The following is a 12314-nucleotide window of genomic DNA, read 5'->3' as shown; positions in this document are numbered from 1 at the left end:
CAATCCTTCGCCGGAAAAACTCAATCTTCGCCGCTTATCCCATCGGCGGCAATCGACGTTTCACCGGGGTCTTCTTGACGATCGCGGTATTGGTTTCCGCCAGGGTATTCAGCCGATCGAGCAGGGTATCGAGCTGCTCCATCGAACGCACATGCAGACGAGCGATAAAACAATCCTCGCCAGTAACCTTGTCGCATTCGGTGAATTCGGGAATCGACAGGATCTGCCGCTCGACTTCCTGCAATTGCCCCGGCAATGGCCGTACCCGGACAATCGCCTGTAACTGATAACCGAAGCACTTCGGGTCGATCTCCACGGTGTAGCCCTTGAGCACACCGCGTTCTTCCAGGCGGCGCAAGCGCTCGGCCACGCTGGGCGAGGACAGCCCGCTGATCTGCGCCAGCGCCTTGAGCGAGCGCCGCGAATCCTCCATCAAGGCCCCGATCAGGATCTGGTCGATATCGTCGGTCATACAAAACTCCTGCATTAGGCGAATGGCTCAAACCACCCTTGATAAAAAAGGCAGAAATCGAGTTTAGCCTGCTTTTTACGCTGGAGAAGCCTCGGTCTCGCTTGGCATACTTTTGCCACACATTAAGGAGATTGATGATGGACAAAACAATCCGTCGCGGCTCATTCGAAATGACCGCCGCCATGCTGATATCCGGGACGATCGGCTGGTTCGTGCTGGTGTCCGGGCAACCGGTGCTGGACGTGGTGTTCTGGCGCTGCGTGTTCGGCGCCGGGACTTTGTTGCTGATCTGCGCCGCTTTCGGCTTCCTGCGGTCAGGCATTCTGACCCGCGCCACATTCCTGCTTGCTGTGCTCAGTGGGGTGGCGATTGTCGGCAACTGGGTATTGCTGTTCGCTTCTTATTCACGGGCTTCGATTGCCATCGGGACGGCGGTGTACAACGTGCAGCCGTTCATGTTGGTGGGGCTGGCGGCGCTGTTTCTCGGCGAAAAGATCACCCTGCAGAAGCTGTTCTGGCTGGCGATTTCCTTCATGGGGATGCTGGCCATCGTCAGTGCCCACGGCGGGCAGGGCGAGGGCGGCAGTGACTACCTGACGGGGATCGCGCTGGCGCTGGGGGCGGCGTTTCTGTACGCCATCGCTGCGTTGATCATCAAGCGCCTGAGCGGCACGCCGCCGCATCTGATTGCGCTGATCCAGGTCTGCACCGGTGTGTTGCTGCTCGCGCCGTTCGCCCATTTCTCGGCAATGCCCGAGGCACCAAGCGCTTGGGCCAGTCTGGTGACGCTAGGCATTGTCCATACCGGCCTGATGTACGTTCTGCTCTACGGTGCGATCCAGAAACTACCGACCGCATTGACCGGCGCGCTGTCGTTCATCTACCCGATCGCGGCGATTTTCGTCGACTGGTTTGCTTTCGGTCATCAACTGCAAACCCTGCAATGGATCGGCGTGGCGGCGATCCTGTTGGCCGCTGCCGGCATGCAACAGGGCTGGGGCCTGAAGGCGCGGCGCCTGGCCGCGCAGTAAACCTCAGATATTCCAGCGCGGCGCAGTCTTCGCCAGACGCTGGCGCATCTCGCTGATGTTGGCTGCCAGTTGCCGGGTCAACAGACGGTAACCGTCCAGCGGGCTGTAGACCGGCGTGTCGAGGCTGGCGTCCGGCAATTCCACCGGGCGTCCCAACCGCTGGGATGCGCCGGTTTTCAACGCCCGGGCCATGCCGATCAATTGCACGCGAATATGCCGGTGCTCGGCCCTGAGCGCCGCTTGCAGGTGCGCCATGGCGTCGGGATCGTTGGCGTCCGGGCGGATGTTGCCAAGGATTTCCAGAGTGCTGATGCACATGCGCAGGTTACGCTGGATCGCGTCCAGTTCGGTCATCGAGACTTTGACTTCCTTGGACACCGACGGCATCAGCGAACGCAGTTGCACCATCACCGCGTTCAGCCGGCTCATCAACTTCAAATGTTCGTCGGCCGTCACCGGTTGGCCACCGATGATCCGCCCGTACACCGTGGCGCAATCACGCAACGCATCGGCCAGGTTGTAGCGCCACGAGTACACCGCGTACAGCGGCAGGGCGAAAGAAAAGGCCAGGGCCAGGGCGATACCGATCAGGATATCGACCCCGCGCCACAGCCCGTCGGTGATCGGGTTGTCGCCATGCCCGGCGACGATGAAAACGGTGATGGCCGAGAGCAGGGCGGTGTAACCGCCCTTGCCGATGGCGTGATACGAAAAGAATCCGCACACCACCGCCATTGCAAAATAGGTCAGCCACGGCATGCCCAGCCACGCATGCTGCGCCACCAATAACAGGCCGACGCCGGCGCCGATCAAGGTGCCGGTGGCGCGTTCGGCGGCTTTCTTGCCGATGTTGCCGTGGTGTTGCAAGCCGCCGATTACCACCAGCATGGTCACCGACGCCCATTCGCCGTGGGGCAGATTGATGCCGGTGGTCAGCAGGATCGTCGCCAACAACCCCAGTGCGACCCGCACCGCGTGAATGGTTCGTGCATGGCGATAGCGTCGATACGGATCAAGCAATGGCCGCAGGATCCGCCGCAACAGCGGCGGCCAGCGATGGGAGCTGAAAGTACTCAGCGCTGATTCCTCCTCAGAAGATGTAGTCGGTGGCGATGAAGTTCGAATCGCGCCCGCGAATGATTTCGCTGATCAGATCCTTGTTGGGTTCCTGGAACTTGGTTGCCACCAGCGTACGGATCGAAAACACCCGCAGTGCATCGTGTACCGACAGCGTGCCCTCGGCGGAGTTCTTGCGCCCGTTGAACGGGTAAGTGTCCGGACCGCGCTGGCACTGGGCGTTGAGATTGATCCGACCGACTTGGTTGGCAAAGGTGTCGACCAGTCGACCGACCGCCACCGGGTTGGTGCCGAAGATGCTCAGTTGCTGGCCGAAGTCCGACTCCAGGACGTAGTCGATGACGGTGTCGAGGTGACGGTACGGCACGATCGGCACCACCGGGCCGAATTGCTCTTCCTGATACACGCGCATCTGCGGCGTCACCGGGTACAGCACCGCCGGATAGAAGAACGAGGCCCGCGCTTCGCCACCGTTCGGGTTGACCACCTGGGCGCCTTTGCTTTGCGCGTCAGCCATCAGCCCATGCAGATAATCGACCTTGCCCGACTCCGGCAGCGGCGTCAGCGAAACCCCGCTGTCCCACGGCATGCCCGGTTTGAGGCTGGCCAGTTTGGCGTTGAATTTCTCGATGAAGCTTTCGACCACGTCTTCGTGCACGAACAGGATTTTCAACGCGGTGCAGCGCTGGCCGTTGAACGACAGAGAGCCGGTAACCGCTTCGCTGACGGCATTGTCCAGATCCACCTCGGGCAGAACGATGCCGGGGTTCTTCGCATCCAGCCCCAGCGCGGCGCGCAAACGGTGTGGTTTCGGGTGCAGTTTTTTCAGGTCGCTGGCGGCCTTGTTGGTGCCGATGAAGGCGAAGATGTCGATCTTGCCGCTGGCCATCAGCGCACTGACGGTCTCACGGCCGCTGCCGTAAATCACGTTGATCACGCCGGTCGGGAAGCTGTCGCGGAAGGCTTCAAGCAATGGGCGGATCAGCAGCACGCCGAGCTTGGCCGGTTTGAACACCACGGTGTTGCCCATGATCAGCGCCGGAATCAGCGTGGTGAAGGTCTCGTTCAGCGGATAGTTGTAGGGGCCCATGCACAGCGCCACGCCAAGCGGGACGCGGCGGATCTGGCCGAGGGTGTCCTGTTCCAGCTCGAAGCGGCTGGAGCGGCGGTCGAGTTCTTTCAGTGCATTGATGGTGTCGACGATATAGTCGCAGGTGCGGTCGAACTCTTTTTCCGAGTCCTTGAGGTTTTTGCCGATTTCCCACATCAGCAGTTTCACCACGGCATCGCGCTGTTGGCGCATGCGCCCGAGGAAGGCCTCGACGTGCTGGATGCGTTCGGCCACGCGCAGAGTCGGCCACAGGCCCTGGCCCCGGTCGTAGGCGCGCACGGCGGCGTCGAGGGCGGTGAGGGCGGTGTCGGCGTCCAGCAGCGGCGTGCTGCCGAGGATCACTTGTTCGTCGCCGTTATCGCCGTGCAGATAGACCGGGCTGCGCACGGTGGCGAGCGGGCCGTCCCAGCGGCGCAACTCGCCATCGACCAGGTATTCGCGTTGCTCGACCTGACCGTCGAGGCGGTATTTTTCCGGGATGTCGCTGACAGAAGGGAACAGGTTGCCAAGGATGTTTGCTGTGGTCATGTCGCTACCCCGCGTCATTGAAAAAGTCTGTAACGGTTATACGCCTGAACGCGCCGAAATTTAAACCCGCAAATGTCACGCGAATGTCACGCGAAACCGCACAGCAGAGAGGGCATCCACACATGATCATTCCATGCTCTGCGTGGTAATGCCTCAAGGGACGCTCCGCGTTCCAAGCGGACGCAGAGCGTCCAGGGCTGCATTCCCACGCGGCGCGTGGGAACGATCGTCTTCGGTAATGGGCTGGCCCCGTTTGCCCCCCTCAATGTCCCGCAATGCCCTCAACCCGCCGACCTGCCTGCCTTAAGGTGTGACCACAACAATAAGCGAGGCCGTTATGCGGGCAATCCGACTCACATTATTACTGGCATTGGCCATGGCGCTGCCTGGCTGTGGCGAAGACCCCAAGCCCCCGGCCAGCACCAACAACGCCATTCCCAAAGACCCGGCGCTGGCGCAGATCTACGCCAACAGCTGCCAGCTCTGCCACGCCAACCCTGCCGCGAATGCGCCGTTGACCGGTGACCGCCAGGCCTGGGAACCGCGCATCCAGCAGGGCGCCGATACGCTGCTCGACCACGCCATCAACGGCTACAACGGCATGCCGCCGATGGGCCAGTGCGTCGAGTGCTCGGAAGAACAATTCCTTCAGTTGATCGGCTTCATGGCCGACCAGCCGCTCCCACAATAAGGGTCCTGGCATGCCGATAGATCTGACACGCCGGCAGTTGTTGCAACGGGCAAGCATCGTCGGGGCGTTCAGCGCACTCGCTTCCAATCCGGCGCTGGGCCAGTTGATGCGCGCGCCGCGACTGATTCCCTGGCGCAACTGGTCGGGCGGGCAGAGCTGCCTGCCGGCGGCGCGGGTGGCGCCGAAGAATCTGGATGAACTGACGACGATCATTCAGCAGGCAACTGGCAAGATCCGCCCGGTCGGCTCGGCGCATTCCTTCAGCGCGCTGGTGCCAACCGACGGTACGCTGTTGTCGCTCAGCTACTTCAACGGCCTGCTCGATCACGACCCGAAAACCCTGCAAGCCGAATTCGCCGCCGGCACGCCGATGTCGCGCATGGGCGTACCGCTCAAGGACGTCGGTCAGGCCCTGCAAAACATGGCCGACATCGATTACCAGACCCTGGCCGGGGCCATTTCCACCTCGACTCACGGCACCGGCAAAACCTTCCAGTCCTATTCCGCCCACGTCTGCGGGATGCAATTGGTCACCGCCAGCGGCGAGGTACTGGATTGCGACAGCCAGCGTCATCCCGAGGTATTCAACGCCGCCCGTGTATCCCTCGGCGCGCTGGGCGTAGCGACCAAAATCCGCCTGCAAAACCGCCCGGCCTATCGCCTGCGCGAACGCCAATGGATCGCCAGGACCGAAGAGCTGCTGGAGGACATCGACAAGAACACAAGCGAAAACCAGCACTGGGAAATGCTCGTCGTCACCCATTCCGACTACGCCTTGTCGATCGCCCTCAACGAAACCACCGACCCGCCCACGCCGCCGATTTCGCCCGAAGAGGAGGGCGGCAACGAGTTCGTGACCCTGATCGAGAAGATCGACAAGTACGGCAGCGATTTCCCGGGCTTGCGCAGCTCGCTGCTCAACAGCCTGCGGCATCTGGCGAGCTTTGATGACCGGGTTGGTGACTCGTTCGACATCTACGCCAACGTGCGCACCGTGCGCTTCAATGAAATGGAATATTCGGTGCCCGCTGAACATGGCCCGGCGTGTCTGCGGGAGATTCTCAAGCTGATCCGCGACAAGGACCTGCGCACCTGGTTTCCCATCGAGTACCGCTACGTCAAGGCCGACGACATTCCGCTGAGCATGTTCGAGGGCCGCGACAGCTGCTCGATCTCGGTCCACCAGCATTACCAGATGGACCACCATAACTTCTTCGCCGCGATCGAGCCGATCTTCTGGAAGTACAACGGCCGGCCGCACTGGGGCAAATTGCACACGCTCAACGCCCGCACGTTGCAAACGCTCTATCCGCGCTGGCAGGAATTCATTCAGGTACGCCAGGCGCTGGACCCGAGCGGCAAGTTTCTCAACGGGCATCTGTCGTCGATTCTGGGGGTGAGCTGATGGCGGTCAATCGACGTAATTTCGTGCTCGGGACTTTGGGTGTCGGCGCTTTGCTGGTGGGGGTTGGCGCATGGCTGCGGCCGGGGGATCGCGGCGGGCCTTACAGCGACTATTTCCGGGCGCTGAACAATGAACTCAAGAGCAAAGGCCCGATGCGCCCGGTGTTGCTGATCGATCTGGATCGCCTCGACCACAACATCGACGTGGTGATGCGTTCGGTCAATCGTGCGGGCAAGCAGTTGAGGCTGGTGGAGAAATCCCTGCCGTCACCGGGCCTGCTCAGCTACATCGGCCAACGGGCAGGGACGCAACGACTGATGTCATTTCATCAGCCGTTTCTCAATCATGATGCGGTGATGTTTCCGCATTCGGACATCCTGCTCGGCAAGCCGCTACCGGTGCGTTCGGCGGAGATTTTCTACCAGACCCACAAAGGCCCGTTCGACCCGGCGAAACAACTGCAATGGCTGATCGACAACCCCGAACGCTTGCAGCAATACCTCGCGCTGGCCCAGGGCTTGGGCACCCGCATGCGGATCAACATCGAACTGGACGTCGGCCTGCACCGGGGCGGCGTCAGCGATCTGAACGTGCTCGGGCAAATGCTCGCGCTGATCGCCGCCAACCCGCAGCATCTGGAATTCGCCGGGTTCATGGGCTACGACCCGTTCGTGGGTATGGGTGTGCCGAGGATTCTCGGTTCGCCCGAGGAACTGTTCGCCAGGGTGATGGTGATTTATCAGCGCTGCGTCGACTTTATCCGGCAGCAATACCCGGCGCTCTGGCACGACGGCTTGTGCCTGAACACTGCCGGCAGCCCGAGTTACCGCATGCATGAAAACGAGCACCTGAGCACTGAGGTGTCGGTGGGCACGGCGATGCTCAAGCCGACTCATTACGACTTGCCTTCTCTGGTTGAACACGAACCCGCCGCGTACATCGCCACGCCGGTGTTGAAAAGCACCGGAGCAGTAAACATCCCGGCGCTGGATGACAAGTCGAAACTGTTTTCGTGGTGGGACACCAACCAGCGCCAGACTTTCTTCATCTACGGCGGTAACTGGATGGCCGAGTTCGAATCGCCGCCGGGGCTTCAAAGCAATGGCGTTTACGGCCGTAGCTCGAATCAGGAGATGGTCAATGGTTCGAATGCCGTGGGGCTGACGGTGGAGGATCAAGTCTTTCTGCGACCGACCCAGACCGAAGCCGTCCTCCTGCAATTCGGTGATTTGCTGGCGGTACGTGGCGGCAAGATCGTCGATACCTGGCCGGTTTATTCCTGACCAATAAAACAAGCTCACTCCCACAGGTATTTATGGTGCCTGATCGACCTCATTCGATTTCCGTAATGAAGCTTTTATGACAAAAGTTCGGTAGCACATCGCCAGTCCGGTCATGCCTATGTAACGCGCTTGAGGGGCCCTTTGGGCGCTTTTCACAAGCCGAGGCGGGACGCCGGGAGTGAGGCAATGGGGACTATGGAACGCTACTCGAAAGTAGGCATGCAGGAACTCGATCAACGCCTGTCGAAGATCGTTGAAGCCGCGCGCAAGAAGCCGGTTTCGGTGTATCGCTACGGTGCGCCGTGGGTCTGGATCGTGTCGCAGGATGACTGGCAGGGCGCCTTGAAAGAGGTCTCCAGTTATATTCCGCCGGGTCATTCGCTGGTGCTGCTGCGCCCGCAGATCGATGACCTGCTCGACGCCCATCGCGACCTCCTGCACGACCTCGATGCCCAACCCGGCATGCTGATCGCCCCGCAGACGGTCATGCATATCCTGCTGCTGCAACTGCTGTATTCGGTGCCCAGCGAGCAGCAGCTCTATGAACAGCTCAATTACAACCTGCTGTTCCGCTGGTTTGTCGGCCTCGGCCTGAACCAGAAAGTCTGGAGCTTCAACGTCCTCAGTCGCGACATCGCCACGCTGCTCAACGAGCCGCGGGCGGTGCAGCTCATCCAGAAAATCATCGGTGAAGTGTTCTGCGGCGCGCTGCTGCAAATGCCCGAGTTCTCGCTGAACTTCGCGCTGCTGCACACCTGGCTGGGCAAGCACACCGGGGGCCCGCACGTCAGCAATTAACAACGCCAGTCATTGATGCACACGCAAGGCGCATGAGCGCCAACAGGTCATCGCGAATTTCAGGGGGTAGTGTGGAGCAGATTTTCACGTCACGGCTGGCGCTGTGGGGCTGGCTGCTGGTGACGGCCGGCGTGCAGCCGGCGTTCGCCGAGGAGGCCGCAAACGCAGGTGCGCAGCGGCTGGTGGACGTCAACGAATACTTCGTGCGCGGCAACACTGTGCTCGATGCGCGGGCCATCGAAGAAGCGGTGTACCCGTTCCTCGGCCCGCAAAAAGCCCTGAGCGACATCGAAGGTGCGCGGGACGCCTTGCAGAAGGTCTATCAGGAACGTGGCTATCAATCGGTGTTCGTCGAGCTGCCGGAGCAAGCGGTGGCCGACGGCATCGTCTATCTGCAAGTCAGCGAAACCAAGGTCGGCCGGGTGCGGGTGGTCGGCGCCAAACACTATTCGCCGCTGGACATCCGCGACAACGTCCCGGCGCTGAAGGAAGGCGAGGTGCCGGACTTCGCCAAGGTCCAGGGCGAACTGGCGCAACTCAACAAGACCCCGGGCCGGCAGGTGATGCCGCTGGTGCGCGAAGGTCAGCGCCCCGGCACCATGGACGTCGATCTGCAAGTTGAAGACCAGAACCCGTGGACCGCCAGCGTCGGCCTGAACAACGACTACAGCGCCGACACCGAAAAACTGCGTACTGTCACCAGCCTCGGTTACAACAATCTTTGGCAGTTGGGGCACAGCGTCAACCTGACGTTCTTCACCGCGCCCCAGGAAACCGACAATGCCAAGGTCTGGTCGGGCTCCTACACCGCGCCGCTGACCGAGCGCTGGAGCGTGCAGTTCTCCGGTTATCAGTCCGACAGCAACGTCGCCACCCTCGGCGGCAGCAACGTGCTCGGCAAGGGCCATTCCTACGGGTTAGCGGCGATCTACACGATCCCGTCCAGCGGCAACTGGTCGAACTCGCTGTCGGCCGGCATCGATTTCAAAGACTTCGACGAGCGCCTGACCCTGTCCGGCGAAAGCGACAAGGTGCCGCTCAAATACGCGCCGTTCACCTTCGCCTACAACGGCTATCGCTACAGCGAAAAGAGCCAGCTCGGCCTCGGCCTGAGCCTGGTCGCGGCCACTCGAAGCTTCTTCGGTTACGGCAGCTCCGACGAAGACTTCGACTACAAACGCTACCGCGCCAACCCGAGTTTCGCCGTGCTCAAGGGCGATACCAATTTCACCTGGACCTTCGACAGCGACTGGCAGAGCGCAAGCAAAGCCGCGTTCCAGCTGGCGTCGGGGCCACTGGTTTCCAACGAACAATTCTCCGCCGGCGGTGCGACTTCGGTGCGCGGCTATCTGGCCGCTGAACGTACCGCCGATGACGGCTTTCTGCTGAGCGAAGAACTGCGCACACCGTCGCTGGCCAAGTACGTCGGCGGCTGGATGCAGGACTGGCGCTTCTACGCCTTCGCCGAGGGCGCGCAACTTTATCTGCGCGACGAACTGCCGGATCAGGACGCCAATTACGCCCTGGCCAGCGTCGGCCTCGGCACCCGCGCCAGCCTGAGCAAATGGCTGTCCGGCAGCCTCGACTGGGGCTACCCGCTACTCGAAGGGCCGAACACCTCGAAACAGGAATCGCGCCTGCACTTCAACCTTCAGGCCACTTTCTAACAAGGAGCACCTCCATGCAGCGCCTTTTCCTTTCGTTGTTGATCTGCCTGGGCTTTGTGCTCCCGGCCACGGCTCAGGCCTGGTGGCAGGACGACTGGCATTACCGCAAACAGATCGCCGTCGACACCACGCCGCAAGGCGCCGCGATCAATCAGGCCCTTGGCCGCACCGCGCTGCTGGTGCGCCTGCACACCGGCAACTTCACGTTTGACGGCGTGAAAGAGGACGGCTCGGACCTGCGTTTCGTCGCCGCCGATGACAAGACCGTGCTCAACCACCAGATCGAAAGCTTCGACGCGCTGATGGGCATGGCGCTGATCTGGGTCGACGTGCCGAATGTCGAGGGCGGTCAGCGTCAGGACATCTGGATGTACTACGGCAACCAGAAAGCCCCGGCCACCGGCAACGGCCAACTCACGTTCGATCCGAATTACACCGCGCTCTATCACTTTGAGGGCGCCACCGGTACCCCGGCGAAAGACACCACCGCCTACGGCAACACCGCGCAGAGCGCCACTGGCAGCGCGATTGACGGTGTAGTAGGGCGGGCCTTGCAGTTCAGCGGCCAGCCGTTGCTGTTGCCGGCCAGTCCGTCGCTGCAGCACAACGCCGGCAGCGCGTTCACCTTCAGTGCCTGGTTGCGACTGGATCAGGCTAACGGCGAGCAACTGATTCTGGCCCGTCGCGAAGGCGCCCACAGCCTGCTGGTCGGTGTGAATCAGGGCGTACCGTTCGTGGAAATCGACGGCCAGCGCGCCGTCGCCACGCAACCGTTGAATCCCGGCCAATGGCAGCACGTCGCACTGACCGCCGAAGGCGCGAAAGTGACGCTGTACATCAACGGTCGCGAAGGCGCGGCACTGGCTCAGGCGATGCCGGCGTTCAACTCGGTCATGGCCATCGGCGCTGATCTGCATGAAGGTCCTTTCCAGCCGTTCGTGGGTGCCATCGATGAGCTGCGTCTGTCGAAAGTCGCCCGTCCGGCGCCGCTGTTGCTGGCTGACGCCACTTCCCAGGGCGCCGAGTCGAAACTGGTGGCTTACGGCGTCGATGAAGAACAGTCCGGCTTCGGTTTCGGCAGCCTCGGTTTCCTGCTCAACGCCGTGCCGGTGGATGCCTGGGTGATCATCGCGGTGCTGGTGCTGATGATGTTCCAGTCGTGGATCATCATGCTGCGCAAGAACCGCACCCTCAGCCGCGTCACCGCCGCCAACGAAGACTTCCGCGTGCAATTCGCCAAGGTCGGCACTCGCCTGGAAATGTTCGCCGACGACACCCAGCTCGCCCAGCGCTTGCAACATTCGCCGCTGTGGCGCCTGTATCAGGTGGCGGTGAAAGAGATCCGCACCCGCCGCGAGCAGGGCGCCGATACCTCGTCGGTTTCGGCGGCGACCATCGAAGCGATCCGCTGCTCCATGGACGGCGTGCGCACCCGGGAAAACCAGCAACTGAGTTCGAAACTCTCGACCCTGTCCAACGCCATCGCCGGCGGCCCGTACATCGGCCTGCTCGGCACCGTGCTGGGGATCATGGTGGTGTTCCTCGGCACGGCCATGGCCGGTGACGTCAACATCAACGCCATCGCGCCAGGCATGGCGGCAGCATTGCTCGCTACCGCCATGGGCCTGTTCGTCGCGATCCCGGCGCTGTTTGGCTACAACCGCCTGATCACTCGCAACAAGGAAGTCAGCGCCGACATGCGTGTGTTCGTCGACGAGTTCATCACCCGTCTGGCGGAGATGCACGGCGAAGGCCAGTCCAGTGAAGCGGCGCATCAGCGCGGTCATCACGCCAATCACTCCGTACCGGCCTGAGGAGCACTGACATGGCGTCCGTAAATGCCTCCCACGACGATGACGAAGATGCAGCGGTGGACAGCATCAACATCACGCCACTGGTGGACGTGCTGATGGTGGTGCTGGTGATGTTCATCCTCACCGCCACCGCGCAGGTCTCCGGGATCCAGATCAACCTGCCCAAGGCCAGCGCCGCCGTGTCGCTGTCCGAGGCCAAGACCAAGGCGATTTCGGTCAACGACGGCGGCCAGGTGTTCCTCGACGCCTACCCGGTGACGCTGCCGGAGCTGGAAGAACGCCTGCGCATCGAGAAGGCGCAGAACCCGGACTTCCCGGTGATCGTGCGCGGCGATGCCACGGTGCAATACCAAAAGGTCATCGAAGTGCTGGATCTGTTGCGCCGGCTCGAACTGTCCCAGGTCGGTCTCGTTACCGGCAAACCGACGCAGGGCTGA

At 61.8% G+C, this 12314-nt stretch carries 11 protein-coding genes; 8 read left to right on the top strand and 3 right to left on the bottom strand.

Annotation, left to right across the window (positions count from 1 at the left end):
• Nucleotides 1–34: 34 nt before the first annotated feature.
• On the bottom strand, nucleotides 35–472 hold the full coding sequence (locus tag CAF79_RS24670; protein WP_085700731.1) for an Lrp/AsnC family transcriptional regulator: 438 nt from the start codon (nucleotides 470–472) through the stop codon (nucleotides 35–37).
• 137 nt (nucleotides 473–609) lie between these two features.
• Between CAF79_RS24670 and CAF79_RS24665 the strand changes: the two genes are divergently transcribed.
• The gene (locus tag CAF79_RS24665) at nucleotides 610–1503 is read left to right on the top strand and encodes a DMT family transporter (RefSeq protein WP_085700730.1); all 894 of its coding nucleotides are present in this window, start codon (nucleotides 610–612) and stop codon (nucleotides 1501–1503) included.
• Nucleotides 1504–1506: 3 nt separating this feature from the next.
• Here CAF79_RS24665 and CAF79_RS24660 read toward each other — a convergent pair whose 3' ends face one another.
• Together CAF79_RS24660 and CAF79_RS24655 are read right to left on the bottom strand one after the other, a co-directional pair.
• Nucleotides 1507–2547: an FUSC family protein gene (locus tag CAF79_RS24660; RefSeq protein WP_170929792.1), complete on the bottom strand. Its 1041-nt coding sequence runs from the start codon at nucleotides 2545–2547 to the stop codon at nucleotides 1507–1509.
• Nucleotides 2548–2593: 46 nt separating this feature from the next.
• On the bottom strand, nucleotides 2594–4219 hold the full coding sequence (locus tag CAF79_RS24655; RefSeq protein ID WP_085700728.1) for an NADP-dependent glyceraldehyde-3-phosphate dehydrogenase: 1626 nt from the start codon (nucleotides 4217–4219) through the stop codon (nucleotides 2594–2596).
• A gap of 337 nt (nucleotides 4220–4556) precedes the next feature.
• Here CAF79_RS24655 and CAF79_RS24650 point away from each other — a divergent pair, with 337 nt between their 5' ends.
• The 7 genes from CAF79_RS24650 to CAF79_RS24620 all read left to right on the top strand — a co-directional run bounded on the left by CAF79_RS24650 (nucleotide 4557) and on the right by CAF79_RS24620 (nucleotide 12314).
• Nucleotides 4557–4910 carry a cytochrome c5 family protein gene (locus CAF79_RS24650; protein ID WP_085700727.1) on the top strand — a complete coding sequence of 118 codons (354 nt, stop codon included), beginning with the start codon at nucleotides 4557–4559 and terminating at the stop codon, nucleotides 4908–4910.
• A gap of 106 nt (nucleotides 4911–5016) precedes the next feature.
• Nucleotides 5017–6315, top strand: coding sequence for a D-arabinono-1,4-lactone oxidase (locus CAF79_RS24645; RefSeq protein ID WP_170929791.1), 1299 nt, complete (start codon nucleotides 5017–5019; stop codon nucleotides 6313–6315).
• Nucleotides 6316–6389: 74 nt separating this feature from the next.
• On the top strand, nucleotides 6390–7598 hold the full coding sequence (locus CAF79_RS24640) for a DSD1 family PLP-dependent enzyme (protein ID WP_170929790.1): 1209 nt from the start codon (nucleotides 6390–6392) through the stop codon (nucleotides 7596–7598).
• A gap of 186 nt (nucleotides 7599–7784) precedes the next feature.
• The gene (locus CAF79_RS24635; protein WP_085700724.1) at nucleotides 7785–8396 is read left to right on the top strand and encodes a transposase; all 612 of its coding nucleotides are present in this window, start codon (nucleotides 7785–7787) and stop codon (nucleotides 8394–8396) included.
• Between the two features lie 71 nt (nucleotides 8397–8467).
• Entirely contained in the window at nucleotides 8468–10063 is a 1596-nt protein-coding gene (locus tag CAF79_RS24630; protein ID WP_085700723.1) for a ShlB/FhaC/HecB family hemolysin secretion/activation protein, read from the top strand.
• Nucleotides 10064–10077: 14 nt separating this feature from the next.
• Nucleotides 10078–11877 (top strand): DUF2341 domain-containing protein, encoded by a 1800-nt coding sequence (locus CAF79_RS24625; protein WP_085700722.1) that lies wholly within the window; start codon nucleotides 10078–10080, stop codon nucleotides 11875–11877.
• 11 nt (nucleotides 11878–11888) lie between these two features.
• Nucleotides 11889–12314 carry a biopolymer transporter ExbD gene (locus CAF79_RS24620; RefSeq protein WP_007955109.1) on the top strand — a complete coding sequence of 142 codons (426 nt, stop codon included), beginning with the start codon at nucleotides 11889–11891 and terminating at the stop codon, nucleotides 12312–12314.

This window comes from Pseudomonas sp. B26(2017), assembly GCF_002113045.1.
In the GTDB taxonomy this organism is placed as follows: Bacteria; Pseudomonadota; Gammaproteobacteria; order Pseudomonadales; family Pseudomonadaceae; genus Aquipseudomonas.
The sequence above is the reverse complement of the archived record's forward strand: the minus strand, read 5'-3'. Positions and strand labels throughout refer to the sequence as shown.

Bases quoted from the DNA above. Each gene is read 5' to 3' on its own strand.
- CAF79_RS24620 (WP_007955109.1), top strand. From the start codon at position 11,889: ATGGCGTCCGTAAATGCCTCCCACGACGATGACGAAGATGCAGCGGTG.
- CAF79_RS24625 (WP_085700722.1), top strand. From the start codon at position 10,078: ATGCAGCGCCTTTTCCTTTCGTTGTTGATCTGCCTGGGCTTTGTGCTC.
- CAF79_RS24665 (WP_085700730.1), top strand. From the start codon at position 610: ATGGACAAAACAATCCGTCGCGGCTCATTCGAAATGACCGCCGCCATG.
- CAF79_RS24670 (WP_085700731.1), bottom strand. From the start codon at position 472: ATGACCGACGATATCGACCAGATCCTGATCGGGGCCTTGATGGAGGAT.
- CAF79_RS24645 (WP_170929791.1), top strand. From the start codon at position 5,017: ATGCGCGCGCCGCGACTGATTCCCTGGCGCAACTGGTCGGGCGGGCAG.
- CAF79_RS24650 (WP_085700727.1), top strand. From the start codon at position 4,557: ATGCGGGCAATCCGACTCACATTATTACTGGCATTGGCCATGGCGCTG.
- CAF79_RS24655 (WP_085700728.1), bottom strand. From the start codon at position 4,219: ATGACCACAGCAAACATCCTTGGCAACCTGTTCCCTTCTGTCAGCGAC.
- CAF79_RS24635 (WP_085700724.1), top strand. From the start codon at position 7,785: ATGGGGACTATGGAACGCTACTCGAAAGTAGGCATGCAGGAACTCGAT.